This is a genomic window from Streptomyces sp. NBC_00178, from assembly GCF_036206005.1.
Classification (GTDB): Bacteria; Actinomycetota; Actinomycetes; order Streptomycetales; family Streptomycetaceae; genus Streptomyces.
Genome location: NZ_CP108143.1, coordinates 1548383 through 1574847, shown reverse-complemented (window position 1 = coordinate 1574847; position 26465 = coordinate 1548383). Strand labels below are relative to the sequence as shown.

Here is a 26465-nt window from a genome sequence, read left to right as displayed (position 1 = left end):
ACTCATGCGTAATTTGGCATGAGCACGCAGAACTGGCAGTTCACTGTGGTCCGGGCCGCAGGCGCACCGACATCGCACCTCCCTTGAGCCGCAAGGAGACCACCCGATGCTGCCCTGGACCCGCCCCCGGCGCTCCCCCCGCGCCCGCCGCACGATCACCGCCCTGATCCTCGCCCTCACCGCGTTCGTCGCCGCCCCCACGGCGACCGCCGGTGCGGCCACCACGGGGACCGCCGCCCCCTCCCGCGGGTGGAACGACTACTCCTGCAAGCCCTCCGCCGCCCACCCCCGCCCCGTCGTCCTCGTCCACGGAACCTTCGGGAACTCGGTCGACAACTGGCTCGTCCTCGCGCCGTACCTGGTCAACCGGGGCTACTGCGTCTTCTCCCTCGACTACGGACAGCTCCCCGGCGTGCCGTTCTTCAACGGCCTCGGCCCCATCGACCGGTCGGCCGGACAGCTCGACGTGTTCGTCGACAAGGTCCTCGGCGCCACCGGCGCCGCCGAGGCCGACCTCGTCGGCCACTCCCAGGGCGGCATGATGCCCAACTACTACCTGAAGTTCCTCGGCGGCGCCGCCAAGGTGAACGCCCTCGTCGGGATCGCCCCCGACAACCACGGCACCACGCTCCTCGGCCTCACGCGGCTGCTGCCGTACTTCCCCGGCATCGAGGACCTCCTCACCATGAACACCCCCGGGCTCGCCGACCAGGTCGCCGGCTCCGCCTTCCTCACCAAGCTCAACGCGGGCGGCGACACCGTGCCCGGAGTCCGCTACACCGTCATCGCGACCAGGTTCGACGAGGTCGTGACCCCGTACCGCACGCAGTACCTGAGCGGTCCGAACGTACGCAACGTCCTGCTCCAGGACCTGTGCCCGGTCGACCTCTCGGAGCACGTCGCGATCGGCACCATCGACCGGATCGCCTTCCACGAGGTCGAGAACGCCCTCGACCCCGCGCACGCCACACCGACGACCTGCGCCTCGGTCATCGGCTGAACCGCGCCGCCGGACCCCGCACCGGGGTCCGGCAGCCGTCCGACGCGCCGTCAGCGCCGGTGGGCTCCACCGGCGGCCCGCCGGCGTACGGAGACGAACAGGGCGCTCGCCCCGAGGGCCAGCGCCGCCGCTCCGCCGACCGTCAGGTACGAGGTGGCGGCGCTGCCGCCCGTCTCGGCGAGGACGTCGCCCCCGGCGGGAGCGGCGGCGCTGTCGGGCTCCGGGGCGTTCGCAGCGGCCTCGGACGCCGCCCCGGGCGCGGTGGTCCCGGCCGCCGGAGCGGCCTTCGTGACCTCCGCGCCGGTCGCCGCGTCGTCGTCGCCGTGGCCGCCGTGCTCGACCGACGACTTGTCCGCGCCCTCGTCGATGTCCGTCTCGGACGGGGCGGACGCGACCGGCGCCGGGGCGGCCTCGACCGTGTCGCCCGAGCCGCCGCTCCCGCCGCCGAAGGCGACGTCGGAGCAGGCGTAGAAGGCCTCGGGGGAGTCCGAGCGCTGCCAGACCGTGTAGACCAGCTGCCGTCCGGACGCCTGCGGGACGGTGCCGTCGAAGACGTAGGACCCGTCCACCAGCGCCGGGTCGGTCGCCTCGGCGAACGGCTTCTCCCGCAGGTCCGACCACTTCAGGGGCTGCGCCGGGTCGTAGTCCGGCTTGGTCAGGTACAGCGCGAACGAGCCCTTGTGCGGCGCGGTCGCCCGGAAGCGGAAGGTGTGCCTGCCCGCCTCCATGGGCGTGGACGGCCAGTCGGCGCGCGGCAGGTCGAGCCCCTTGAACTTGTCGTTGCCCGCGCTGCAGATCTTGCCGTCCGGGATCAGCCCGCGGTGGTTGCCCGCCGCGTTCGCGATGTTCACACCGTTCCAGTCGTACAGCGCCTGGGTGCCGCCCGCCGCCACCGCGGCCCGGCACGCCGCCGACCGGGGGTTCTCCGGCCCCTCCGCGAAACAGGCCGAGACCCGGCTGACCGGATCGGTCAGCGAACCGTGGGCGGCGGCCGGGGCGGCGGCGAGCGCGGTCAGCGCGAGTGGGACGACGCCGAGCGCGACGACGGTTCCTGCGGCCTTGCGACGGGCGGTGGTGAGGGCGGCCATGGTGGCGGTTCTCCTTCGGCGGGCACGGCTGGGTGATCAGCAAACTAGCCGTCGCCGAGGGCGGATCGGGGCGGGGAAAGCCGCAGGTGGGGATCGTTATGGCGGGCTTAAGGGGCGGTTAGGGGAGGGCTCAGGAAGAGCTGTGGGTGAGCTCCTGTCTGGCCTCGGCAGTGCACTGCCCTGTCCGCAGTCGTCCATGGGCGATCGCGCGATGTCGTGCTGGGTGGCTCCCAGTCTGGCTCCCGGTACCTACCTACCGTGGAACAAGTGCGGCCGGGACTTGAAGCGCAGACCGAGCATTGCTCTTGGGCACGCGAGGGCATCTTTCAGACCTCGCCCCTCGACCGTGGCCCAACGCCTACTCTTGTTCCGTTCGCCTAGGGGGAGGAGAGAAGAATGCGTATTTCGCAATGTGAGATCATAAACTATCGAGGACTGCGGCATGCTAGTTTCACTGATATTGGAGATGAGCCCCTGATCGTTGTGAGTGGACAGAACGGCACGGGTAAAAGTCTTGTCCTGAACGCGTTGAAAACGTTCTGGAGCAACACCTTTCACGGTTACTCGGATATAGGCCCGTGGGGAGATTACTGCTCAATTCAAGTGAGTGTGACGCTCACGGAGGAAGAATGGGAAACGTGTCGATCATGGGCCCCTCGAGTGGGGTTGCCGGCTTTGCCTCCAAAGCAGACTGCGCCGTTTCAGGAGCGAATGTATTTCAGTAAGGGGCAAGGGCTTCGCGAGGATAGTATGACCACCATCATGCACCTGCTAAGGAATTCCGTATTCAGGGAGAGTAATTCGTTTGCGACTCTTGATTTCCTGCCAGCGGTGAGATATTTTCCTCTCGTATCCTCGCCTGGCGTGGACCTCTCCTTGCTCTCCAGTGACTCAGTTGCCAGCGAAAGAAGAGAACTTTACAACCGCCCTGGACCCAATGATCTGGCAAGTTTTCCGAATGTGGTGAGTTATCTAGCTGCCTTGGATTATGAGTACCTGCTTAACCAGAGGCAAGGTGTCACTAGCGAAGATGACTATGGCGTGATCCAGCGAGCTTTTCATGCTGCGACTGGAAAGTCGTTGACTCGCCCGGAGATTAACCCTAGCAGCCTTAATAGTCGAATTGAAGTCCGCCTCCCGGATGGTCACTCGCATGGCCTTGAGGCTCTTTCTAGCGGCGAACAAGAAATGCTGGGAATCATGTATTACATGCGGAGACTCTCTGCCTCCGGTGGAGTTCTGCTGATCGATGAGCCTGAACAGCATCTACACCCAACCCTGCAGGCGGCTCTCTTTTCCGTTGTGCAAAATCTCGCCGATCGAGCGCAGGTTTGGGCTGTCACGCACTCTCCGAAATTGCTCGCAACTGCGCCAGCCTCGGCCGCTTACCAGCTGCGGAGTCCGTCTGAATCTGTGGAAAATCAAGTCCAGAGATTGCAAGATGAACCTTCTCGGCGAGCCCTTATTTCAGATCTAGGGATAACGGTTGCCGCGTTGCTGCAGAGTGATTTTCTCTTGGTTGTGGAAGGTGAAACAGACTCTAAATGGCTGTTGGATCTACTTCCTGTGGAGCTCGGTCGAGCCCACGTTCTTGTAGCTGGGAGTGGAAAGGATGTTCTAGCAGCTCACAGAACTCTCGAAAATTCACCCCTAGGCATTCCGTGGCTCTGCCTCATCGATCGCGACTTGATGGACGAGGCGGAGGTGCAAGCGAAGATGTCACGGTTCAGTCATCTGCACATCTGGCCGTTTCGAGAGATCGAGAGCTTGTTCCTGAACGCAAAACTAATTTTTGCGACCCTTGTCAATTCAGGATACGAAGTCACCGAGCGGGAGGTGGAGGTGGCTTTGGGGGGTTCAGCAGATGATCTCCAGGAAGATGTCATCTATCAGAAAACACTGAAGGAATTGAATCAGCTTCACCCTGCGCCGAGCCCAAAAAGAGAGGGCGGAAAGTATGTGCAGTATGAGCAGTACCTTAGGGACTATGCAGATAGTGCGGTGGCTAAAGCAAACGATTTGAACCAAGTGCGTTCAAAGGTGGAAGCTGAGGTCGGCAGGGGTTGGTCAAAAGAATGGCCTGTCCTTGTTGACCCTAAAGCGGCTATTTCGAAAATTCATGGGAAATTCCGTTGCTTCGCAAATTCGGCGGCTTTCAAGGATGCGCTTACGGCTAGGATTCGCCTGGATGAAAGTGTGCGCCCCGTCGCACTTGAGGAATTTAGGCGGCGTATTACCGCGCTTCTTGAGGCTCCTTAAGCACGCTTCCGAGCAGTCCTCCTCGTGAACTTGTGACCTTAGCGGCAGGCTGGAGCAGCGACTCCGAGGGTCCATGGCAGGCTTGAAGCAACTAGGACGAGACGAGAGAGGGGCGACGCGTGTCGCAGCAGGTCAGTCCGCGGGGCACGTTCCTGAAGATTGCTGATGCGGTTAGGGCGCAGGTTGAGGCTGACGATGACATGACCGAGTTGCCGGCGGCCGCAGACCTAATGCGTGACCATGGGGTCTCTCGCGGCGTCGCTCTGCGGGTCTTTGGGGTCCTTCAGAAGGAGGGGATCGCGGAGCCGGTGCCTGGGGGGCGGTGGAGAGTGATCCGCCCCGGGGAAGGCGGCGACCGTCGGCCGCTGGCTGAGCGACTGGCGGACGTGATCGCGGATGACGCCCTGGAGGTGGGGGCAGCCTTTCCCAGTACGACGGAGCTCAGTGCGCGCTTTGGAGTCTCGAGGCCCACCGTGAGTAAGGCTCTCGACAAGCTAGAGTCCGCTGGGCTGCTGTCCGAAGCCAGGCAAGGGAAGCGGCGCACCGTAAGGGCGCTGCCGAAGCGAACGGAGTCTTCCCAATCTTGACGACAACGGGACTGACGAAGTGGGCCTACCCACTCGCGGAGGAGTTGCTGGCAGAGCCTTTGCCGCGTCGGTGGGCGCACTGCCAGGGCGTTGCGGAGAGGGCGCGGGCTATCGCTTCCGTCCTGGGCGACGACGCGGAGCTGTTGGAGGCCGCGGCGGTGCTACACGACATCGGTTACGCCCCAGACCTGGCCGTGACCGGCTTTCACCCGCTGGACGGCGCCAGGTACCTACGGGATGTGGCGCACGCGGACGAGCGGATCGTGCAGCTGGTGGCTCACCATTCCTGCGCGTGGATGGAAGCTGAGGCGCGCGGGATGAGCGAGGAGCTGGAAGCCGAGTTTCCGCGCGAGCGCGCGGAGCTTGAGGATGCGCTCTGCTACTGCGACATGAACACCACACCAGACGGCACGTCGACCAACCCAGTGGATCGAGTCAATGAGATCGCGGGCCGGTACGGGCCTGACAGCCTGATCGGCACCTTCATTCGGCGGGCCGAACCGGAGATCCTCGCATGCACCGCGCGCGTAGTGCTGCGGCTCGCAGAGGCCAAGCGTCAGCCGATATAGGGCGTCGGCCTAGCCTCGTCCATGGCGTGCTCGATTCGAAGCCGCATGGTGGGGTGAATGTCGAAACCACTCAGGTCCGCTGGGGGAACCCAGCGGACCTGAGTGGTTTCATCGCTCGTTCGCACTGCGCCACCGATGGGGCGAGCGCGGAAACAGATGCTGAACTGCTGTCGAGCCTCACCGTCGTCGTACAGCATCACGTGTCCGGGGTCTGTGTAGATCCCGGACACGTCGATGACTTCGGCCTTGATGCCAGTCTCCTCCCAGACCTCACGCACCACGGTGTCGCTGATGGACTCGCCTACATCGTGGCCGCCGCCGGGCAGTGCCCAACGGCCGTTGTCCGATCGCTTGATGAGGAGAACGGCCCCGGCTTCATTTCGTACGAACGCCACGACGGACGGCACCACCGAGTTTGCCGGCGGGGCAGCCGGATCGTGGAGGTAGTCGATGCGTCCCATGTTCAGGCTCCTGCCATGTCGATATCGGTGACCGCGCGTGCGCTGCCCCAGGTCTGTTCGATGCTTTTGGCGTAGGTGTTGAAGAGGCCGCCGCCAGCCAGTCGTCGCAGGTGTAGCACGGGCGCCATGTAGGCGCCGATTCCGTAGACGTGCGTGTTCACGAGCATCTCGTCATCGGACCGGAAGAGCGAGTTGTACAGCGTCGCATCATGCAGCCGGAAGCCGATGTCCGGGTGACTCGTAAAGAGCGGCTGGTAATTCATCAGGGCGTTGCGGATCTTGCCGTCCATGATGCGGTGTCCTTCGTCTATTCCGCGCTGCCGCACGGCGTCGCAGCCCGGGTCCCCGAGCATGATCCGCACCTGCGCGTTGCGCTCAACTTTGGCTTTCAGCAGGTCGTGGAATTGCGGATCCTCCGAGAGCCACAGGCCGGAGTAGACCAGCACGTCGACGTGGTTCTCTGCCCGCGCGTACAGCTCGCGCCAGAGGGACGACGGAACCATATGGCGGTGCGGGTACACCGTGACGATCTCAGCCCTACTGAGATCCGTGGCGGTATCGAAGGCCCGGCCGTCGTCCCACAGGGTCGTCACGTCCACCTTGAGGACTGAGGCGGTGGCGTACTGATGCCGGCGGTACGGCACCTTCCCCTGTGTGATCCAGCGCTCGACCGTCTTCGCGTTCACCTCGATGGCTTCTGCGAGGTCATGCACCGTCATGCGCTGAGCCAGCAGAGCCGCACGTAAGCGTTCGTTGGACATCTCAACCCCCGGTGGGACGTCTAGGGACTTCCTGAAGGTAACGAGATCGCCCCGAGGTGTCCACGCATGGGGTAAACAACGCCCCCCACCTGCACCGATGCTGATGGTGCATCAAGAAGTCCGGCGCGTAAGCCGGAGAGTTCGTCGCGGAGCTTGACGAAACTTGTAGCGGTACCTGTAATAGAGGTACCGCATCGGGTTCGTCTCGAACGCGGATCTCAGCGGTACCTGAGGGGCCTTCTTTGGGCTGCTCAGTAGCAGAGGGCGGGGACGCTGCAATCCCGCTAAAGGCCAGGTAGGACGCAATGGGCTTCGGCCCGACTGGCGAGGTGGCCCGGCGACCGCGAGCAACGGCCGGAGTGTGGGGACGCGATCCCCCTTGCAGTGCTCCATGCCATTCCGCCGACCGAGGGGATTCCAATGATCAGGCGATGTACCGGGGCTTTGCCCGCGCTGGACCGGCGCAGGTGATGACGCCCTTTGAGTCGGTGGCCGCGTAGCCCAGGCCGCCAGTTCAGACCGTGATTCCCGCAGTTGCAGCGGGCCGGTTGCCTCCCCTACCCGTTCGGCGCCGCGTACTACGCGAGTGCAGCACGGGTGGGGCTGAGGGGAGCCGGAGAACGTCCCTTCCTGCTTCACCCACACGACGGCGCGCGGCCCCGGTGCTCGAACACCGGGGCCGCTGTAGGGCCGTTCCACCGCTAGGAGAAAACGACCCATGAAGACCATCGTTGCACTTCAGGCCCTCGTTACGGCCGCGCCGCTCGACTTCGAGCCGTCGGCCGCTGAGCTGGAGGCGATCGATCGGGAGATGCCGCTGATCCGGGCGGAGGTCGAGTTGCTGGACGCGCAGATCATGACGATCGACCGCCCGGTCAACGAGCTGGACACCCGCCGGGTGCGCCGGGCCCGCAACCGGGTCCTGGCGGCCCGCCGGGACCTGACCAACCGAGCCGGCACCGAGCACACGGGCGGTGCCGCATGAACGCCAAGACCGTACTGCCCGCCGTCGGCATGACGGCCGTCTCCATGGTCCTCACGCTGGCCGTGGTGATGATGTGGCTGGGCACGGCGATGCCGTGGCCGGTCGCGCTGGTCGTCGGTCTCGGGATCGACGGCGGCTGGCTCGCCACCCTCGCCTACGAACGCCGCCTCGCCGCACAAGGCGACCACTCCACCCCGGTCACCTGCGTGGGCTGGTCGTTCGGCCTCATTGCCACCGGCGTCCTGGTCGCCCACGCCCTCACCGCCGAGGAGTCGACGGGGGCATGGCTGGCCGTCGCCTGGCTCCCCATCGCAGCCAAAGCCCTGTGGCTGGTCCACGGGCTGTGGGAGCGAACCGCGCTCACCGGTGAGGCCCTGGATGCGATCCAGGGGATTCAGCAGGAAGCGCGCGACGAAGCCGCCGTGGCGCGTGCTCGGCTTCGGGCCGAAGCCTCTACGGAGGAGACGCGGCTGACGGCTGTGACGCAGGCCGGTGCCCGCGTCGCACACGTACAGGCGCGCACCGCTGACACCCTCTCCCGGGCCTGGTCGACGCTGGAGGCGGCGCGGGAGGGGGAGGACACGGGACGGGCGCTGACCAGCGTGACGACCCGCGTCACAGGAGGCGTCACACCCCGGTGGGAGCTCCCGGTCTGGGGGCCCACGGAGCCGGTTTCGGCGTTCGCGCTGGAGTCGGCCGGCGCCCTTACGGATGAGGCGCTGGACGCGCTCGTGGACAAGATCCGGCACAGCGAGACCCCGGCGCTGTCGTACCGGGAGATGGCGTCACGCTTCCGCACCGCCGGGCACTCCGCATCCGAGGTCCGGCTGCGGGCCGCATGGAAGCGCGTGGTGGCCGCGTAATGGGCGCGCTCCCCGTCTACCGGTGGCGCCTGGCCCCAGACGGCTACGCCACCCGCCGCCAACTCCGAGCCCTCGGGCTGCGGCCCGGCGGGCAGGACGTGGCCGCCCAGCTGGAGCGGCCCCGCCGCCGTCGGGGCCCGCTGATCGCCTACCTCTACCGGATCGACCGGGCCAAGCCCGTACGGCCGATGACGCCCGCCCGCATGGCCGCTCTCGAAGCGGCCATGCGGGCTCGCCGGACCTGCCCCGAGTGCCGGACCGATGCCGGGTACTGCATCCCGCGCTCGCTCGGCATGTGCGTGCCCTGCTCCAACCTTTTCAGCAGCCGCCCGAGCCGCGGCAACGAGACGGAGTGACACGGTGAAGCTGGACATCAGCACACACAAGCTCTTCGGCTACCGCTCCACCCTGCGCACCGCCAAGCGCCTGACCGAAGAGGCCGTCCGGGTCGTGGACCGGTCCGTGGCCGGCCGCATGCCCGACCTGCGAGTGGTGCTCACCTCGGAACGGAACTTTGCCGAGGTCAGCACGGCCGCCGAGTGGGAAACGGCCGGGTGCACCGACAAGCGCACCCAGTCCCGCTCCCTGCGGGCCGCGAAGAAGCTGGCCCGCGAGACCGCCGCCCGCGCCGTCCCGCTCAACGACGGCGGGGTGTTGATCGTCGTCAACGTCGACCAGCACCCCAACGAGGCCACGTTCGCGCTCACGCTCGTGCACGAGCTGGTCCACGCGATGCAGACCAGCCGCAAGGGCGTCCGCGAACGCCTCATCGCCGGTCTCCGGCACGACCTGGGTGTCGAACGTCTGTCGCGCCGCCAGAGCCGCGAACTCGACCGCCTTTTCGAGGCCGACGAGAAAGAGGCATACGGCGCGGAACACCTCGCCGGCCGCCTCGTCCCCGCTGCCGCAGCCTGATCCCACCCCGCACCTTCCGCCTTCCTCGCGCCCCTACGGTTGGGGCAGTCAGGAGTCGTTCCGTCATGAGCGACAACGTCGTTCCCGTCTTCGAGGACACCACCCCCGCCCCCGTGCCGTCCCCGGCGGTCGAGACGGCTGCTGTAGCAGCGCCCACCGCTGAAAAGCCGTCTGTGCCCCTGTGGGTCCGCTCCGCACGCGGAATCCGCACGGCCGCCACCCACAAGAGCACCAAAACCGCCTGCCGGGCAACCGCCCGTCACGGCCTCTACGTCCTGGGCGGGACACGGATTGTGGCGCGCCGGACGTGGGAGGGCCGTACCGCCTCCCGGTACGAACGTCTCCTGCGCGCTGCGGAAGCCGCGGGGAACATGGAGGCCGCCGCCGAGTGGGAGGAGCGTGGCCAGCGCTTCCGCCAGGAACGCCACCGCCGGCGGATGGACCTGCTCACCGCGCCGATGGACGCGGCCAAGGGCATCGCGGCCGGCGCCGGGATCGGGGCGGGTGGTCTCTTACTGCTCGGCATCATGCTCGCCGTCGCCAACAAAGACTGGACCGACATCTACGCCCCCACCATGGCCGTGGTGGAGCTGGTCCGCTGGATCGTCTTCATCATCACCGTGACCTGGGGCCCCCTGGTCACGATCGGCCCGTGGGCGGCCCTGCTCGGGCTGTGGGCCGTCGGCAAGAACCAGCAGGCAGCACCCCAATGGGCACTCCCCGCCAACGTCCGGTCCGGTGAGGGTGAGCCGATCACCCCGTCCATCGTGGTTCTCGCCCTGCGGAACCTCGGTATCGCGCCCTTGCGGACCGCCATCAAGGAGATGGGCGACGCCGGCGCGTCGATGCTGGGCCCGATTCGGATCGCCGGATGCGGCGTCGAAGTCGACGTCACCCTCCCGTCTGGTGTCTCCACGAACGAGGTGCAGAACCGGCGGCGCAAGCTCGCTGAGAACCTGTCGCGGCATGAGCACGAAGTGTTCATCACCATCCCGCAGGCCGCCCGCACGGTCCGGCTCTGGGTCGCGGACTCCGGGGCGCTGGACGAGCCGATCGGCCCGTCCCCGCTGACCACGGACCAGGACCTGGCCGCGAATTACAAGACCGGCAAGGCGCCGTGGGGCCAGGACCTGCGCGGCGACGCCGCAGCCCTGAGCCTCTACCAGCGCCACCTCCTCATCACCGGCCTGTCCAACCAGGGCAAGACCGCAGCACTCCGCGCGCTCGCCCTGTGGCTCGCGCTCGACAAGACAGTCGAGTTCCGCCTTGCCGACCTCAAGGGCGCCGGGGACTGGGCCATGTTCGATGGCCTGGCCAGTGTGCTCATTCAGGGTCCGACCGACGATCACGTCATCCAGGCAACCGAGATGCTGGAAGGCGGGGTGAGCGAGATGGAGCGCCGCTTGCTGGCCCCGCCCGGGACCGTGTTTCCGCCGCTGGTGCTGCTGGTCGATGAGGCGCAGGTGGCGTTCATGTGCCCGGTCGTCGACGATGAGAAGCGCCCGTACGGCGGGTCCAAGGCCACCTCCCGCTACTTCATGGCCGCGAGGAAGATTCACAACCAGGGCCGGGCAGTCAACGTGACCCTGTGGCAGGGCACGCAGGACCCCACGGACCAGAACCTTCCCAAGCTGGTCCGCGAGGGCGCCCACACCCGCGCATCCCTCGCACTCGGCACCGAGTCGCAGGCCCGCATGGCCCTGGGTGACAAGGCCGTCGACGGCGGGGCCGCCCCGAACCTCCTGCGCCCCGGACTGGACAAGGGCACGCTCGTGGTCGCGTCGGACGGCATCGAGATCGCGGCCGGCCAGGCATCCATCACGGTCCGCACGCACTACATCGACACCGACACCGCCGCCCTCATCACCGCCCGCGCCAAGGCGATGCGCGACGGCGTCACCACCCTCCACGTCATCGAGCAGGGCGAGGTGCGTGACCCGCTCGCGGACATCGCGACCGTCGTCGGTGACACGAAGCGCGCCCTGACGCAGGACGTGCTGCAGCGCCTCGCGGTGCTGTCCGAGGACAGCTACGGCGCCTGGACGCACGCCGACCTCAAGCGCGTTCTCGACGGCACCGCGGCTGAGCCGTACAAGTCGGACGGCCGGATGGTCGTGGGCCGGGAGCGCATCGCCCGCGCCCTCGCGAACCGGAACACCGACGGTTCCGCTTCTGCTTCCTAATCACAGGGAGCGCACCCCGCGCGGGTCAGGGAGGCAGGGAGAACTCCCTGAACGCCTCCCTGACCCGCCTCCCTGGACCTGACCTGCGCAAATGATGTTCAGGGAGGCAGGGAGTCGCCCCAGCTCAACACCCCCACACCCCCTCACAACGCGTCCCGCTGGGGGTACTTCCGCCTCCCTGACCCAGCAAAGGAAGGGATTCCGCATGTTCCCCGAGAACACCACCCACCGGCCCGTCCAGCAGGCCGTGACCATCCACCAGCCCACCCCCATCACCTCCTACCCGGCCGCCCCGGTCGTGCCCGTACAGCCCGGAACGCTTCCTGCGGTGACGTCAATCGTGCTGCCGGACGGGCGGGTCATCACCGGCTACGCCATCGACCCGGGCCAGCCCGAACCGGTCGTCGCCAAGCCGCTTGTCTCCCGCACCGCAGTGAACATCGCGCTCGGAGGGATCGGGTTCGGCGCCGTCTGCGGCGGGCTCGTTCTGCTGACCACGTTCATCGCCGCACTCGCCGCACTGGTCCAGCAGCTCATCATCCTGGCCGCCGTCATCTTCGGCGGCTGGATCGCCCTCCAGGTCCTCACCGCCGGCCGCAAGCAGGGGTCCACGACGGTGAACATCCGCAAGGCCGTCATCAAGCGCAACCACTTCCACGGCTGACCACCCCAAGGAACAGCGCCCTCCCACATCGCACCCCAACCGATCAGGAAGGCCGAGATGAGCGACAGCCGGGGAAAGGCCAACAAGCCCACCAGCAGCGGTCCTGCGATGCCGTGCGGGTCGGGCCCGGGCCGCTGGAACCCCGACGGCGGTAGTCGACCGTCCACCGCGACCACGCGCACGCCGACCCGCCCCAAGGGGCCGAAGGCTTCGTAGCCGCCCGGCCCCCAACCGTCGCCAATCGCCCGGCCGCTCGCGAGTTCCCGCTAGGGGGCCAAGCCCATGACCGCCGCGGCAGGGGGCTTGGTGCTCTGGCCGGGGATGGTATTCGTGGTGCGGTGCATGTCCCAGTGCTCGGCGATCCACTTCTTGTGAGCCTTGGTGACGGGCACGGTCAGCGCTTGGCCATGCAACTTGCCGTAGTCCGGATACTTCCGAGTGCCGGCCGTGACGTCGAGGGTGAGCGTGCTGGGGTCGATCGCGATCTGCCCCAGGTCGAAAAGCCGGTGGACGTCGCGTCGCAGCAGCAAGCCGCCGAAGGTGTGGTGCTTGCCGTTCGCGGCGTAGCTGTAGAGGTGCGCCGCCTCCAGCACCACGGCGGGCATGGGACCGGTGAAAGCGCACACCTCGCCGAAGTCCTCGAGCAGGGTGGAGCGGAAGGCGGCCTGGCCGTTGCGGGCCCTGACCGTCCGGGTCGTGTGCCCGCCGGCGATGACCTTGCGGGTCTTGTCGATGATGTCGAGGGGGGTGGCGTTCTTGCCGGTCTCCACACGGGTACGGAAGTCGTCCCAACGCAGGCGCCGCAACGCGTTCTGCGAGGTGGTCTCCTCGCACAGGTCGCGCAGTTCCTTCCCGTCGACGTGGCCGCGCAGGTCGATCCAGCCGGCTTCGTAGCGGGCACGGTAGGTGACTACCGAGACCGTCTCCACCGTCGGGCTGTCGAACTCCGCCTTGCACGTCTTGGTCCAACAGCGGTACTTCGGCGTCATCGTCTTACGCGCGGCGATATCCGCCTTCCCGCAGGACGGACACGAGCTGCAGTCCTTGGTCCCGGTACCGGTCGCGATGTCCTCGATCACGGACAAGCCCAGCAGGGTGTCCCCGTCCCACAGCACGATCGTGTCCCCGACCCGCACATAGGCGTGGTTGGGCACCTTGCTGTCCCAGCTGTAGTGCGTGGACGGGTTGTCGTCATACCCGCCCCCCACGCGCTTGGGGCCATCACCCAGATACATCAACCAAGCAACCATCAGGCTCCCCACGTCACCGGCCACCGCGCCCACTTGGGCGGCGGAACTGTCCTGATCAACGTATCGGGCACCACTGACAATCCCGCCCGCCCAAGCGCGGCACCGGGATGCCCTCACCCACCTGGTGAGGGCGGGAGCGGCCGCCTCTCGGCAAAAGACCGCGACCACTCCCCCTTCCCCACGTCCAACCAGACCTGTGGAGGTCCTCCAGCATGACCCAACCCACCATCATCCGGCGAGAGCCGAGCACCCGTCCCCGCTTACTCGACCTGTTCTGCCACCGCGGTGGCATGGCCATGGGCTATCACCAGGCCGGCTTCGACGTCGTCGGCGTCGACCTCGACGCCGACTGCGCCACCGAGTACCCCTTCACGTTCATCCACGGCGACGCCATCGAGTACCTCCTCGCCCACGGCCACGAATACGACATCGTCCACGGCTCACCGCCCTGCCAGAAGTACAGCCCGCTCAACGCCTACAACCACAAGACGTATCCCGACCTCATCGCCCCCACCCGCGACGCCATGTGCACCGTCGGCCGGCCCTACGTCATCGAGAACGTCGAAGCCGCCCGCCCCGAAATGCGAAACCCCACCACGCTGTGCGGTCCGATGTTCGGGCTGCGCATGTACCGCCACCGCCTCTTCGAGACCAGCTTCCCCCTCACCCCACCGGACCACCCCGCGCACACGGCGCTCTGCACCCGCAACGGCTACCTCCCCACCCCTGAGAAGCCGTTCATGACCATCACCGGCGGCCGGCACTCCCGCGCCTGGCAACGAGCCGCCGCCGAGACCATGGGCACCCCCTGGATCACCACCATCCGTGGCGTCTGCGAGGCCATCCCACCCGCCTACGCCCAATGGATCGGCGGCCAGTTCCTCACCCAAGACAGGATGGCCGCGGCATGACTACCCACCTGCTGTCCACCGCTCTAAACGCGGCGGAGCGCGGATGGCATGTCTTCCCGCTCCGCCCCGGCGACAAGCGCCCCGCCCTCCACGGCGAGAGCGCCTGCCCCCGCACCGGCCCCTGCACCACCGGCCACCTGAAGTGGGAGCAGCGCGCCACCACCGACCCCGACCGCATCCGCGCCGCCTGGTCCACCGGAGCGTGGAACATCGGCATCGCCACCGGCCCGTCCGAGCTGGTCGTCATAGATCTCGACATGCCCAAGCCCAACAGCAGTGCGGACACGCCTTGCGGCGTGACGACCTTCACGGCGCTCTGCGAGCGCGTCGGACACCCGGTGCCCCGCACCCGCACGATCCGGACCGCGAGCGGCGGATACCACCTGTACTTCAGTGCCCCCGCAGCCGCCCGCCTCCACAACACCGCCGGAACCCTAGCGCCCCTGGTCGACACCCGGGCATGGGGCGGATACGTCGTCGCCGCGGGCAGCACCATCAATGGCCACCACTACGCCATCGACGGCCCCGCCCTCATCAACCCTCTGCCCGGCTGGCTCCGGCAACGCCTCATGCCCCCGCACCCCAAACCCGCAACCGTGCCGGGACCTGCTCCGGTGCCGCTCCGGGCCCGCCGGTACGCGGACATCGCCCTCCAGCGCGAACGCGAGACCGTCCGGGCGGCAGGGGAGGGCAGGCGCAACGCCACCCTGCTGGCGTCCGTCCGGGCCGTGGGCCGGTTCGTGGCATGGGGAGACCTTCCCCGCCACATCGTCGAAGCGGCTTTTCAGGCAGAGGGCGAGGCCGTCGGGCTCACCGCGGCTGAGTGCCGCGCCACCATCGCCAGCGCCCTGGACTGGTCCATCCGCACCTGCCGGCCACGACCGGAGGCAGCATGACCGCCCCGGCCAGTCCCCATCTGAAAAGCCTTCCCAACCCGCCCCGGCCACGCCAAAGCGGCCCCGGCCACGCGAGCGGTGGGGCGTCGAAGGTCGTCGCCGAAGGCGTCCGCGTTGCTCTTCTCCCTGACCCGCACACGGTCACAGTGACCGGCATCCAGCCCGGTCTCACCGTGCGCGGACTCGGCCGGTACGAACTCCCCGTCGCCGACTGGCTCTGCACCTGCGGGCACCACGAACACGCCCGGGGCCGCCAGGCCGTCATCGAACTCACCGCCCGCGTGACCGTCGGGCACTGCACCCACACCGGCACAGAGACCCGGAGGACCGCCGCATGAACGCGACATTCACCCCGCCCATCGACGGCGCCGCACTGCTCAACGAGGTGGAGGCATTCCACCGCCGGTTCAACGTCTTCCCCCGCGAGGCCGCCTACGTCGCCGTGGCTCTGTGGGACGCACACGCCCACCTCCTGGACGCGTTCGACTCCACCCCACGCCTTGCCTTCCTCTCCCCGGAGCCGGGGTCGGGGAAGTCCCGGGCGCTGGAAGTGGTGGAGACCCTCGTACCGCGCCCGATGCTGGCGGTGAACGCGCGGGCAGCCGCGCTCTTCCGGTCCGTGTCCGACCCGGCCGGACGGCCCACGATCCTCTTCGACGAGATCGATACCGTCTTCGGCCCCAAAGCAGGGGACAACGAGGAACTGCGCGGCTTCCTGAACGCCGGCCACCGACGCTCCGGCGTTACCTACCGGTGCATCGGAGACGGCGGCAACCAGACCGTGGTGGAGTTCCCCTCCTACACCGCCGTTGCGGTCGCCGGGCTCGGCTACCTGCCCGACACCATCACCACCCGGTCCGTCATCATCCGCATGCGGCGCAGGGCCAGGAACGAGAAGGCCGAACCGTTCCGGGCCAGACTCCACGAGGCCGAGGGCCACGCACTGCGCGACCGGCTCTCACAGTGGGCCGACCAGGTCCGCGACGACGTCTCAGGCCGGTGGCCCGAGATGCCCGAGGGCGTCACCGACCGGCCCGCCGACGTATGGGAGCCCCTGCTCTCCGTCGCCGATGCGGCCGGCGGGGACTGGCCCGAGCGTGCCCGCACCGCATGCATGGAGCTGGTGAATGCCGCACGCGCCGACGACAAGGGCAGCCTCGGTATCCGGCTGCTGTCCGATCTGCGGGATCACGTCATGGCGGGCATCGACCGCATGCCGACCGTCGCCATCCTGGACCGACTGTGTGCCCTGGACGAGGCGCCGTGGGCGGACATGAGCGGCCGGCCGCTCGACTCCCGGGGCCTGTCGAAGATGCTCGGGGAGTACATGACCGAGGACAACACCCCGGTCAAGGCGCGCAACATCAAGTCCGCCGGGGCGGTCCTGAAGGGCTACTACGCCGCGGATCTCCACGATGCGTGGCAGCGGTACTGCCCCCCACCCCCCTCAGGGTCCGCTACCTCCGCTACCTCCGCTACCTCGCAGGTCAGCGACCCGGAAAAGGTAGCGGCAACCCTCCTCCCGTCCGCTACCTAGCCGCTACCCGCTACCGGCCTCGCCCCCGCTCGGGCCGAGGCCGGTAGCGGATTCATCCGCTACCGCTACCTCATCCGCTACCGCTACCTCATCCGCTACCACGAGCAAGCCCCTGACCAGGGCGGTAGCGGAGGTAGCGGAGGTAGCGGACCTGACAGGAAGGGGCCGCGGCCCCGCCCGGACGCATGGCGAAGGAGATACCGCCTTCATGGACACGGCACCCACAGCATCGACCCCGCAGCGCCGGCTCCACCGAGTCGAGGCAGCCGCCGAGATCCTCGGAGTCAAGCGCTCCACCGCCTACGAGGAAATTCGACTCGGACGGCTTCGGACGGTCCGCATTGGCCGCTGCCGACGCATCCCGACGGAGTACATCGAGGACTACGTCGAGCTACTCAAGCGTGAGGCCAACGCCGCGCATTGAGCCATCAGCACTCCGGCCCGGGCCGCGTCCGCACGGACGCGGCCCGGGCTCTTACGAAAGGTCACCATGAGCGAGCCGACTGGCAGGGGCCGCAAGGCTGCCAACGGAGAAGACTCGATCTATTGGGACAAGTCCAAGAACCGGTTCGTAGGTGCCGTGTCCCTCGGCTACACGCCTGCCGGCAAGCGGCACCGGCCCAAGGTGTCGGGCAAGACCAAGACGGAGGTTCGCCACAAGCTCAGGGAGCTGAAGAAGGAGCTGGACGCGGGCGTGAAGCCGTCCGCGAGTTACACCGTCGCCGAAGCGGTGAGCGATTGGCTCGACAAAGGGTTGAAGGGGCGGGAGGAAACCAGCATCGGCACTTACCGGATCCTCGCGGACACCCACATCAGGCCCTACCTCGGTGCCGCAAGGCTTCGTGAACTTGACGCAGACCAGCTTGATGAATGGTTGGAGGGCAGGGCTGCCGTTCTGGCAACGCAGTCCCTGCGGATGATCCATTCGATCCTCCGCCGCGCGATCGGCCAAGGTCAGCGCAGGAACAAGGTGGTCCGGAACGTGGCGGAACTGGTACAAGTCCCGGAAGGCCGCGCTGGGCGCCCGAGTAAATCGCTCTCGCTGCAGCAGGGGGAAGCGGTCCTGCGGGCCAAGGAAGGCACGTGGATTCATGCCTACGTGGTTCTGTCGCTACTCGTAGGCGTTCGACCGGAAGAGGCCCGACCCCTGGCCTGGACCCACGTGCACATCGACTCCCAGGAAGGCGAGAGACCACACGTCGACGTGTGGCGATCTGTGCGTAGGCATGGTGATACGAAGACGAGAAAGAGTCGCCGGTCGCTGGCCATGCCTAACCAAGTAGCCACGGTGCTGACGGCGTACAAGGCTGGACAGGTTGCCGCGTGTGCAGCCGCCGGCGCACCATGGACGGACGAGCGGCTTGTCTTCCCCACCGCAGAGGGACAGCAACGGAGTTCGCTGAATGTGCGGCGCAACTTCAGGTCCCTCCTCAAGGAAGCGGGCTTCCAGGACCCGCAGAGTTGGGTGCCGCGGGAGTTGCGAACCAGCTTCGTTTCCTTGCTGTCAGATCACGGCATCCCTATCGAAGTCATCGCGCGGGTGGTCGGTCACAGTGGTACTGACGTCACTGAGAAGGTCTACCGCAAGCAACTCCGCCCGGTGATCTCCGAGGGCGCTGAAGCCATGGACACCATCTTCAGTTCAGGGCCGGTGACGGTCGACAGTCCGCCGGAGACTTAGCGATTAAGGCGCCGTGGCTCCCGCTTTGGCTCCCTGCGGGGGAGCAGCCCCTTCGGTCCCTGCTGCTGACCTGCGCAGTAGGGACCGAAGGGGCTGCGATGACTGTTGCGGCGGGCTTAAGGGGCGGTTAGGGGAGGGCTCAGGAAGACCGGCCCGGGGCCCTGGCCGCCGCCCCATGCCGCGTCCCGGCGCCGGCACCGGCCGGGCGGCATCCCCCTGCCGCGCCGCCCGGCCGGTGCGGTGACGCCGCGTCAGACCTGCACCCCGGGCAGGCCGTCCTCCACCACGACGCTCGCGCGTGTGCTGATCGGCGCGTCCGGCTTCGTCACGAAGGGCAGGACCCGGTAGTCGCTCGTCCAGCGGTCCGGCTCGACCGTCACACGGACGTAGCCGCGCTGGCTGTTGAAGAACTTCATGTGCGGGTTCGCCGCGAGGAACGTCCGGCCCTGGGCTGTCATGTCGGCGCCGTCGCCACCGCTGGTGATCGACGTCCCCACGAACTCCGAACCCACCGTCCGCGACTCCGGGTCGGAGTAGTCGCGCTTCAGGTCCCACGCGTAGTTCTGGTGCCGGTCGCCCGTGATGACGACGAGATTGCGCACGCCCCGGTTGTCCGCGTGCGCCAGGAGCCGGTTGCGCTCGGCGACGTAGCCGTCCCACGGGTCCGTCCAGACGGTCGTGCCGGGGCCCGGGTCCTGGTCGGTCTGGCCCATCGGCGCCTGGTTGCCGAGGATCTGCCAGCGGGCGGGCGAGCGGCTGAAGCCCGCGAGGACCCAGGCCCGCTGACGGGGGCCGAGCAGGGTGCGGTGCTTGTCGAAGCGCTCCGCGCAGTCGGCCGATGAACCGTCGCCGCACGCCTGGTCGTCCCGGTACTGCCGGGTGTCCAGCATCGTGAAGTCGGCGAGCCGGCCGTAGGGGAGCCGCCGGTACATCTGTACGTCGGGACCCTTCGGCAACTGCGCGCGGCGCAGCGGCGCGTGTTCGTACAGCGCCTGGAACGCGGCGGCGCGGCGCAGCAGGAAACCGGCGGGGTCCTCGTCGTTCTCCGACGTCTCGTCCGCCCAGTTGTTCTCCACCTCGTGGTCGTCGAACGTCATGATCCACGGGAAGGCGGCGTGCGCCTCGCGCAGCGGGGCCTCGGACTTGTAGAGGCCGTACTGGAGGCGGTAGCGCGCGAGGTCGAGGGTCTCCGTGTGGAACCTCGGGTCGGTGACGACGCCACGCTTGTTCGTGCCGACCCCGTACTCGTAGAGGTAGTCGCCGAGGTGCACCACCAGGTCGAGGTCCTCCTGCGCCATGTGGTGGTACGCCGTGAAGTAGCCGTCCTGCCAGGCCTGGCAGGACGCGAAGGCGAACTTCAGCTCGCGCGGTGAGGCGGAGGGGGCGGGAGTGGTGCGCGTACGCCCCACCGGCGAGATGGAGGAACCGGCCTTGAAGCGGAACCAGTAGGTGCGGTCGGGGGCCAGACCGTGCACCTCGGGATGGACGGAGTGGGCCAGTTCGGGGCTCGCGAGGACGCTGCCCCGGCGTACGACCCGGCGGAAGAGCTCGTCGAGCGCCACCTCGTACTGGACGCGGACCCGTGTCGCGGGCATGCCGCCGAGCCCGTCCTGGGCGAAGGGGTCGGGGGCCAGACGGGTCCACAGCACGAAGCCGTCCGACGTCGGGTCGCCCGAGGCGACCCCCAGGGTGAACGGGTCCCCCTTCAGCGGGGGCGCGGCGAACGCGGACTGCGTCTCCCACGCCCCCGTCCCGAGCATCAGCGCGACAGCTGTCGCGCCGCCGAATCCGAACATCTGCCTGCGGGACACGGATGGTGCGACCACGGGTCCTCCTCGGTCGGTCTGCGTCAACCCGAAACAGACTGCGGGGAGTTGATGTCGTGCCCGCACGCGGCGGATGGCCGGTGGCCGAGCGATACGTGAACACCGCAGCTATCGCCGCCGGGGGGCCGCCCCGGCGGCCCCGGGTCCTCGCCACGGCGCGGCCCCCGACGCCCGCGCCGATCCTGCTGCGACCCCTGGTGAGGACGGTGCGCGAGGGAAATCGGCTTCGACGCACTGTCGGTGGCGGCTGACAAGATGGTCTCCATGACCACGATCGACTGGGACGCCGCCGCCGACTCCTTCGACGAGGAACCCGACCACGGGCTCCTGGACCCGGCGGTCCGCAACGCCTGGGCGCAGCGGATGGAGACCTGGCTGCCCACCACGCGCTCCGAGGTGCTCGATCTCGGATGCGGCACGGGCAGTCTCGCCCTCCTCGTCGCGGGGCAGGGCCACCGGGTGACCGCCGTCGACCGGTCGACGCGCATGGTGGAGCAGGCGCGGGCCAAGCTGGCCGGCACCGGCAGCGAGGTCCTGACCGGGGACGCGGGCCTCCCCCCGGTGGGCAACCGGCGCTTCGACGTGATCCTCGCCCGCCACGTGGTCTGGCTGATGCCCGATCCCGAGGCGGTCCTGCGGCACTGGTTCTCGCTGCTGCGGCCGGGCGGGCGGCTGGTGCTGATCGAAGGGGTGTGGAACGGGGTGGGTCTCTCCGCCGACCGGCTCACCGCGCTGCTCGGCCGCCACACCGAGAGCGTCCACCACGAACCGCTCGCGGGCGACGCCCGGCTCTGGGGCAAGGAGGTCGACGACGAGCGGTACGCCCTGGTGGCCCGCCTCGAACCGCCCCGCCGGCACCGCGAGGTCGTCGACGTGCACCTGATCCTGCGCCGGGGCCCGGACGTCCTGCTCGCCCGGCGGGCCGGCACGGGTTACGCCGACGGGCTGCTGCACGCCCCCTCAGGTCACGCCGAGGACGGCGAGGACGTCCGGGAGGCGGTGATCCGGGAGGCCGCCGAGGAGATCGGCGTCGTCCTGGACCCGGACGAACTCCGGACGGCGCTGGTCATGCAGCACAAGGGCCCGGGCGGGAATCCGCGGATGGGCTGGTTCTTCGAGGCGCGCTACGACCCCGGGCGTCCGCCCCGCAACGCCGAACCGGACAAGTGCTCCGAACTCACCTGGTACCCGCTGGACGCCCTGCCGGACGACATGGTCGCCTACTGCCGGGCGGGGCTCGACGGTTACCGCGCGGGGGAGCGCTTCCTCATCCACTGGCACGAGGACGGCGACCCGGTGGCGTACGCACCGGAGGCCCCCGGCCGTGCCGTGTCGCTGCCCGCGACGGCCGACCCCGCCGGCGGGGTCCATCACATCGAGCTGTGGGTGCCCGACCTGGCGGAGGCGGAGTCGGAATGGGGCTGGCTGCTGGGGGAGCTGGGCCACGTCCCGTACCAGCGCTGGGCGCACGGCCGAAGCTGGCGGCGCGGTGACGGTTACGTGGTGGTCGAGCAGTCCCCGGACCTGACCGGTGACACGCACGACAGGCTGCGCCCGGGCCTCAACCACCTCGCGTTCCACGTCCGGGACCGCGAGACGCTCGACGCCCTGGTCCGCCGCGCGCCCGGCCACGGCTGGCGGCCGCTCCCCCCGGGGACCGGAGGCCGCGGGCACCACGCTGCGTACCTGGAGAACGCGGCGGGTTACGAGGTGGAGCTGGTGGCCCCCTGACCTGGTGGTTCCCTGACCCGCGCGTGGGACCGGGAGGCGCCGTCCTCGCGGCGGGCGTCCGCCGCGAGGACGCGGACGGCCCTCAGCCGAGGAGACCCGCCAGGCCCCCGGTCCGGGCCAGGTGGTCCAGCTCGTCCAGAGCCCGGACGGCCGCGCCGGCCGCCTGCGGGTCCCGGCCGGCGAGACCGCTCCGGTCGAACTCGTCCTCGTCCAGCCGGAGCACGGTGGCGCCGTCCGCGGACACCCACAGGTCGAGGTCCAGGTCCTCGACCACGAGCTCGTCGCCCCGCAGCACGGCGGGCCTGGTGATGTCGCAGTACCAGCCCTTGAGCTCCCCGCCGCCGGTGCGCACCTCCTTGACCGCGTACCACCGGTCGCGCCAGTAGTGTTCGGTGAAGACGTCCCCCGGCTCGAAGCGCACGAAGCCGAAGTCCCGTACCCCCGAGGCCGCCCACGGCGCACGGACCGTGATCCGGTCCCCGTCGTCACGGACCCGCCGCGCCGGATACCGGATCTTGGTGCGGCCCGCCTTGACCAGCGTCACCGTCAGTGCCGTCGCGGGGTCAGCCGATGCTGCGGACATGACGCACCTCCGTCGCGCAGACCTCGTAACCGAACCACCGGTTGACCGCCAGCATCGGGTCGTTGCCGGTGTCGTTGCCGGTGTACGCGTCCGTGTAGCCGGCGGCACGCGACCGGTGCAGCGAGTCGTTCTTGGCGAGCTTCGCGAGCCCCCGGCCGCGGAAGGCGCGCCGGGTGCCCGTCATGGCCGACGAGTAGCGGGTCAGCCCGTCGGTCAGCGCCGCGCTGAACGCCGCGACCTCTCCGCCGACCGTGACGACCGTGGTGAGCGCGTGGTCGAAGCCGGGCCGCCGCCAGGTCGTGGCGAGCCAGTCCTCGTAGTCGCTGAACTCCGCCGTGACGTCGCTCGGTTCGTCGGCGGTGACCTCGGCGTCCGCCTCGAACAGCGGGCGCGGATCGTCCTCGAAGTCGGCGCCGCTCAGCAACGCGACCCCGGCGGGCAGCTCCGGGAGCGGCGGCAGCGGGCCGCCCGCCAGGTCGAGATGGAGGAAGTGCGCCGACCGGCGCGGCTCGTACCCGCGCTTCGCGGCGAAGGCGCGGTTGGCCGGCTCGTCGAGCACCCAGGAGTAGACGTCGGTCGCGCCCGAGGCGGCGAGGTGGTCCTCGGCGGTCCGCAGGAGCAGTGACCCCGCACCCCGTCCCAGCCGGTCCGGGCGGACGTAGGGATTGCAGAATCCCTGGCCCGGAACCGGGCTCTCGTGCGCGATGCCGACCTGGGCGGTCCCGATCAGCTCGCCGTCCTCCTCGGCGACCAGCAGCCGGAAACGCCGGTCCGGATGGGACGCCGCCAGGTCGCTGAGGACCCCCTCGGGAGTCGTCACCAGGTACGGCAGTGCGGCGCGCCGCACCTGCACCCAGGCCTCGGCGTCGGCAGGCAGGAAGTCGCGCACGGTTACCGTCATGCCGGGACCGTACGCGGACCGCCCGGCCGGCCGCCTCCGAATTTACGGGCGCGCAGCGGGGTGCCCGGGCCCGGGGTGGGAGAGAATCGCCGCGTGACCCTGAAGATCGCCGTTGATCCGGATTCCGCCACCGCGCCCTACGAGCAACTGCGTGCCCAGTTGTCCGAACAGGCCCGCTCCGGCGCCCTGCCCGTGGGCTACCGGCTCCCGACCGTGCGGGGCCTCGCGGAGGAGCTGGGCCTCGCCGCCAACACCGTCGCCAAGGCCTACCGGGCACTGGAGTCCGACGGGGTCGTCGAGACCCGGGGCCGCAACGGGACGTTCGTCGCCCCGGCGGGCGACGCGGCGGCCCGTCACGCGGCGACGGCGGCGCAGGAGTACGCGGAGCAGGCGCGGCGCCTCGGCCTCTCGGAGGCCGACGCGCTCACCCGGGCCGCGGACGCGGTGCGCGCGGCCTACGCACGCTGAGCGCAGCGGGCCCGGGCGGGCTCGCGCCGAGCGCGTCCGGAACGCGCAGGCCGGCCACGGTGTGAGGCGCCGGCCTCCCGGAAGGGGCGGCCTGTGCCGGTCCGCCGTGCGCTCAGAGGTACAGCCCGGCGTCCGCTCCGGCGTCCTGCTTCGGCACGGACGCGGGGCCGCTGCCGCGGCGCAGGGCGTAGAGCTCGGCGAGTGTGGCGCCCTCCCTGCCGAGCCCCTCCTCCGTGCCCAGCCAGGACACCGACTCCGGGCGGGTCAGCGGTCCCACCTCGATGCGGGCCAGGCACCGGCCCGGCCGCACGACGGCGGGGTGCAGCCGTTCCAGGTCCTCGTTCGTCGTCACGCCCACCAGCACGTTGCGGCCCTGTCCCAGCAGACCGTCCGTCAGGTTCAGCAGCCGGGACAGCGCCTGGCCGGCGGTGTGCTTCGCCTCGCCGCGGATCAGTTCGTCGCAGTCCTCCAGGAGCAGCAGACGCCACCGGCCCTTCGCCGAGCCGTCGTCCTCACCGATCGCGATGTCCATGAGGTATCCGACGTCGTTGAACAGCCGCTCGGGGTCCAGCACGCAGTCGACCTGGCACCAGTCCCGCCAGGACCGGGCGAGCGTGCGCAGCGCGGAGGTCTTGCCCGTGCCCGGCGGGCCGTGCAGCAGCAGGAGGCGGCCGGAGATGTCGTCGGGGGTGACCTTCATCAGCCGGTCCATGGCATCGGCGACCGGTGCCGTGTAGTTGGGCCGCACCTCGTCCCAGGTGCCCGCCGCGATCTGCCGGGTGGTGCGGTGCGGGCCGCGGCGCGGAGAGACGTACCAGAAGCCCATCGTCACGTTGTCCGGCTGCGGTTCCGGTTCGTCCTGCGCGCCGTCGGTCGCCTCGGACAGGACCTTCTCGGCGAGTTCGGGTGTCGCGGCGGTCACCGTGACGTCGGCGCCACGGTTCCACCGCGAGACGAGGACGGTCCACCCGTCGCCTTCGGCGAGCGTCGCACTGCGGTCGTCGTCCCGGGCCGAGCGCAGCACCTTGGCCGTGGAGGGCAGCAGGGTCGCCCCCGGCTTCACCCGGTCCAGGGAGGAGCTGTGCGAGTGGGGCTGCTCGCCCGTCGCGAAGCGGCCCAGGAACAGCGCGTCCACGACGTCGGACGGTGAATCGCTGTCGTCCACGTTGAGCCGGATCGGCAGGGCGGACTCGGGGTTGGCAGACATGAGGCACATGATCCGGCACGGGGGCGGCCCGCGCACCCGGGTTTCGCGAGCTGCCCGGGGGCTCCGGGCAGTCGCGGGCACCCGGCTGCCGGGCGGTGCCGCCGCTTGGTCCGCGAGCGGGTTTGCCCCTCGGTGCGCCGGATGTCCCTTGCTATATGACGCATCATCAAAAAGGTTTGTTCCACGTACTGTTGAAGCATTTTGGCATGGACACTTCCGAAGCTGCGGTGGGTACTGCTACCACGGAGTAGGCAGAGATCCTGCCCAAGGAGGTTCCATGAAAATGTCCAGACTCGTGGCGTTCTCGTCCTCTCTCCTGCTCGGCACCGTTCTCGCTCTGACCGGTGCGGGCGCCGCCCAGGCCAAGGAATCCGCGGCCGTCGACTACGTGGCCCTGGGTGACTCGTACTCCTCGGGAGTGGGGGCGGGCAGCTACGACAGCGCGAGCGGTGACTGCAAGCGCAGCACCCGCGCCTATCCGGCTCTCTGGAAGGCGGCCAACAACCCCGCGTCGTTCGCCTTCACCGCCTGTTCGGGAGCCAGGACCGGAGACGTCACGGCCGGTCAGCTCGGTCCGCTCAACTCGGGCACGGACCTCGTCTCGATCTCCATCGGCGGCAACGACGCCGGATTCGCCGATGTCATGACCACCTGCGTCCTGCAGTCCGAGGCCACCTGCCTCAACCGGATCGCCACCGCTCGCGCGTACGTCGACTCGACCCTCCCCGGCAAGCTGGACGCCGTCTACTCGGCCATCAGCGCCAAGGCGCCCTCCGCCCACGTCGTCGTCCTCGGCTATCCCCGCTTCTACAAGCTCGGCGGCAGTTGCATCGCCGGCCTGAGCGAGGCGGAGCGCTCCGCCATCAACAGCGCCTCCGACTATCTCAACGCCGCCACCGCCAAACGTGCCGCCGACCACGGCTTCACCTTCGGTGACGTCTCCTCCACCTTCACCGGGCACGAGATCTGCTCGGGCAGCGCATGGCTGCACAGTGTGAACTGGCTCAACATCGGCGAGTCCTACCACCCCACCGCGGCAGGGCAGTCGGGCGGCTATCTCCCCGTCCTCAACGCGAAGGACTGATCAGCGCCCTGCCGCACCTCGCCCTACGCGTCCAGCCCGGGGAGGGGCTCCGCTC

At 68.9% G+C, this 26465-nt stretch carries 27 protein-coding genes; 19 read left to right on the top strand and 8 right to left on the bottom strand.

The genetic code is table 11. From position 1 onward, the window contains the following. The first annotated feature begins 106 nt into the window (after nt 1-106). The gene (locus OHT61_RS06740; protein WP_329035931.1) at nt 107-1000 is read left to right on the top strand and encodes an esterase/lipase family protein; all 894 of its coding nucleotides are present in this window, start codon (nt 107-109) and stop codon (nt 998-1000) included. A 50-nt stretch (nt 1001-1050) separates the two neighbouring features. Here OHT61_RS06740 and OHT61_RS06735 read toward each other — a convergent pair whose 3' ends face one another. Beyond that, nucleotides 1051-2088, bottom strand: coding sequence for a lytic polysaccharide monooxygenase auxiliary activity family 9 protein (locus tag OHT61_RS06735; protein ID WP_329035930.1), 1038 nt, complete (start codon nt 2086-2088; stop codon nt 1051-1053). A 396-nt stretch (nt 2089-2484) separates the two neighbouring features. Here OHT61_RS06735 and OHT61_RS06730 point away from each other — a divergent pair, with 396 nt between their 5' ends. The 3 genes from OHT61_RS06730 (at nt 2485) to OHT61_RS06720 (ending at nt 5503) form a co-directional block, all read left to right on the top strand. Beyond that, on the top strand, nt 2485-4347 hold the full coding sequence (locus OHT61_RS06730; RefSeq protein WP_329035928.1) for an AAA family ATPase: 1863 nt from the start codon (nt 2485-2487) through the stop codon (nt 4345-4347). 200 nt (nt 4348-4547) lie between these two features. Next, nucleotides 4548-4934 carry a GntR family transcriptional regulator gene (locus OHT61_RS06725; RefSeq protein ID WP_329043122.1) on the top strand — a complete coding sequence of 129 codons (387 nt, stop codon included), beginning with the start codon at nt 4548-4550 and terminating at the stop codon, nt 4932-4934. Then, nucleotides 4931-5503 carry an HD domain-containing protein gene (locus OHT61_RS06720; RefSeq protein ID WP_329035926.1) on the top strand — a complete coding sequence of 191 codons (573 nt, stop codon included), beginning with the start codon at nt 4931-4933 and terminating at the stop codon, nt 5501-5503. Before OHT61_RS06725 ends, OHT61_RS06720 begins: the two co-directional genes overlap by 4 nt. Here OHT61_RS06720 and OHT61_RS06715 read toward each other — a convergent pair. Together OHT61_RS06715 and OHT61_RS06710 are read right to left on the bottom strand one after the other, a co-directional pair. Then, nucleotides 5491-5964, bottom strand: a complete 474-nt coding sequence (locus OHT61_RS06715; RefSeq protein WP_329035924.1) for an NUDIX domain-containing protein — start codon at nt 5962-5964, stop codon at nt 5491-5493. The genes OHT61_RS06720 and OHT61_RS06715 overlap by 13 nt on opposite strands. Before the next feature lie 2 nt (nt 5965-5966). Next, nucleotides 5967-6725, bottom strand: a complete 759-nt coding sequence (locus OHT61_RS06710; RefSeq protein WP_329035922.1) for a helix-turn-helix domain-containing protein — start codon at nt 6723-6725, stop codon at nt 5967-5969. 718 nt (nt 6726-7443) lie between these two features. Here OHT61_RS06710 and OHT61_RS06705 point away from each other — a divergent pair. The 6 genes from OHT61_RS06705 (at nt 7444) to OHT61_RS06680 (ending at nt 12335) form a co-directional block, all read left to right on the top strand. Further along, nucleotides 7444-7710, top strand: a complete 267-nt coding sequence (locus tag OHT61_RS06705) for a DUF6284 family protein (protein ID WP_329035919.1) — start codon at nt 7444-7446, stop codon at nt 7708-7710. After that, nucleotides 7707-8573: a protein spdB gene (locus OHT61_RS06700; protein WP_329035918.1), complete on the top strand. Its 867-nt coding sequence runs from the start codon at nt 7707-7709 to the stop codon at nt 8571-8573. Before OHT61_RS06705 ends, OHT61_RS06700 begins: the two co-directional genes overlap by 4 nt. Then, nucleotides 8573-8929, top strand: coding sequence for an RRQRL motif-containing zinc-binding protein (locus OHT61_RS06695; RefSeq protein ID WP_329035916.1), 357 nt, complete (start codon nt 8573-8575; stop codon nt 8927-8929). Before OHT61_RS06700 ends, OHT61_RS06695 begins: the two co-directional genes overlap by 1 nt. A 4-nt stretch (nt 8930-8933) precedes the next feature. Continuing rightward, a complete protein-coding gene (locus OHT61_RS06690; RefSeq protein WP_329035914.1) occupies nt 8934-9488 on the top strand; it encodes a hypothetical protein in 555 nt (184 codons plus the stop codon). A 65-nt stretch (nt 9489-9553) separates the two neighbouring features. Further along, nucleotides 9554-11671 (top strand): ATP-binding protein, encoded by a 2118-nt coding sequence (locus tag OHT61_RS06685; RefSeq protein WP_329035912.1) that lies wholly within the window; start codon nt 9554-9556, stop codon nt 11669-11671. Between the two features lie 205 nt (nt 11672-11876). Continuing rightward, nucleotides 11877-12335 (top strand): hypothetical protein, encoded by a 459-nt coding sequence (locus OHT61_RS06680; protein WP_329035911.1) that lies wholly within the window; start codon nt 11877-11879, stop codon nt 12333-12335. A 266-nt stretch (nt 12336-12601) separates the two neighbouring features. Here OHT61_RS06680 and OHT61_RS06675 read toward each other — a convergent pair whose 3' ends face one another. Beyond that, nucleotides 12602-13585, bottom strand: a complete 984-nt coding sequence (locus OHT61_RS06675) for an HNH endonuclease (protein ID WP_329035909.1) — start codon at nt 13583-13585, stop codon at nt 12602-12604. Nucleotides 13586-13797: 212 nt separating this feature from the next. Between OHT61_RS06675 and OHT61_RS06670 the strand changes: the two genes are divergently transcribed. The 6 genes from OHT61_RS06670 (at nt 13798) to OHT61_RS06645 (ending at nt 18610) form a co-directional block, all read left to right on the top strand. Beyond that, nucleotides 13798-14496: a DNA cytosine methyltransferase gene (locus tag OHT61_RS06670; protein ID WP_329035907.1), complete on the top strand. Its 699-nt coding sequence runs from the start codon at nt 13798-13800 to the stop codon at nt 14494-14496. After that, entirely contained in the window at nt 14493-15392 is a 900-nt protein-coding gene (locus tag OHT61_RS06665; protein WP_329035906.1) for a bifunctional DNA primase/polymerase, read from the top strand. Before OHT61_RS06670 ends, OHT61_RS06665 begins: the two co-directional genes overlap by 4 nt. 146 nt (nt 15393-15538) lie before the next feature. Further along, nucleotides 15539-15730, top strand: a complete 192-nt coding sequence (locus tag OHT61_RS06660; RefSeq protein WP_329035905.1) for a hypothetical protein — start codon at nt 15539-15541, stop codon at nt 15728-15730. Beyond that, nucleotides 15727-16929, top strand: coding sequence for a DUF3631 domain-containing protein (locus OHT61_RS06655; protein ID WP_329035903.1), 1203 nt, complete (start codon nt 15727-15729; stop codon nt 16927-16929). The genes OHT61_RS06660 and OHT61_RS06655 overlap by 4 nt, the downstream gene beginning before the upstream one ends. A 208-nt stretch (nt 16930-17137) precedes the next feature. Continuing rightward, nucleotides 17138-17353, top strand: coding sequence for a helix-turn-helix domain-containing protein (locus OHT61_RS06650; protein WP_329035902.1), 216 nt, complete (start codon nt 17138-17140; stop codon nt 17351-17353). A 66-nt stretch (nt 17354-17419) separates the two neighbouring features. After that, nucleotides 17420-18610, top strand: a complete 1191-nt coding sequence (locus OHT61_RS06645) for a site-specific integrase (protein ID WP_329035900.1) — start codon at nt 17420-17422, stop codon at nt 18608-18610. Between the two features lie 251 nt (nt 18611-18861). Here OHT61_RS06645 and OHT61_RS06640 read toward each other — a convergent pair whose 3' ends face one another. Then, complete coding sequence (locus OHT61_RS06640) at nt 18862-20436, bottom strand: alkaline phosphatase D family protein (protein ID WP_329035899.1); 1575 nt, start codon at nt 20434-20436, stop codon at nt 18862-18864. A gap of 264 nt (nt 20437-20700) precedes the next feature. On the opposite strand from OHT61_RS06640, the gene OHT61_RS06635 reads away from it, so the two are divergent. After that, the gene (locus OHT61_RS06635; protein WP_329035898.1) at nt 20701-22167 is read left to right on the top strand and encodes a trifunctional class I SAM-dependent methyltransferase/NUDIX hydrolase/VOC family protein; all 1467 of its coding nucleotides are present in this window, start codon (nt 20701-20703) and stop codon (nt 22165-22167) included. An 82-nt stretch (nt 22168-22249) separates the two neighbouring features. Here the strand turns inward: OHT61_RS06635 and OHT61_RS06630 are convergent, their stop codons facing one another. Then, nucleotides 22250-22750 carry a DUF402 domain-containing protein gene (locus tag OHT61_RS06630; protein ID WP_329035896.1) on the bottom strand — a complete coding sequence of 167 codons (501 nt, stop codon included), beginning with the start codon at nt 22748-22750 and terminating at the stop codon, nt 22250-22252. Further along, on the bottom strand, nt 22731-23651 hold the full coding sequence (locus tag OHT61_RS06625) for a GNAT family N-acetyltransferase (protein ID WP_329035894.1): 921 nt from the start codon (nt 23649-23651) through the stop codon (nt 22731-22733). The genes OHT61_RS06630 and OHT61_RS06625 overlap by 20 nt, the downstream gene beginning before the upstream one ends. Nucleotides 23652-23744: 93 nt before the next feature. Here OHT61_RS06625 and OHT61_RS06620 point away from each other — a divergent pair, with 93 nt between their 5' ends. Continuing rightward, complete coding sequence (locus OHT61_RS06620) at nt 23745-24119, top strand: GntR family transcriptional regulator (RefSeq protein WP_329035892.1); 375 nt, start codon at nt 23745-23747, stop codon at nt 24117-24119. A gap of 112 nt (nt 24120-24231) precedes the next feature. Here the strand turns inward: OHT61_RS06620 and OHT61_RS06615 are convergent, their stop codons facing one another. Further along, a complete protein-coding gene (locus tag OHT61_RS06615; RefSeq protein ID WP_329035891.1) occupies nt 24232-25326 on the bottom strand; it encodes a DUF5925 domain-containing protein in 1095 nt (364 codons plus the stop codon). 277 nt (nt 25327-25603) lie between these two features. On the opposite strand from OHT61_RS06615, the gene OHT61_RS06610 reads away from it, so the two are divergent. After that, nucleotides 25604-26410 (top strand): SGNH/GDSL hydrolase family protein, encoded by an 807-nt coding sequence (locus OHT61_RS06610; RefSeq protein WP_329035889.1) that lies wholly within the window; start codon nt 25604-25606, stop codon nt 26408-26410. The last annotated feature ends 55 nt before the right edge of the window (nt 26411-26465 follow it).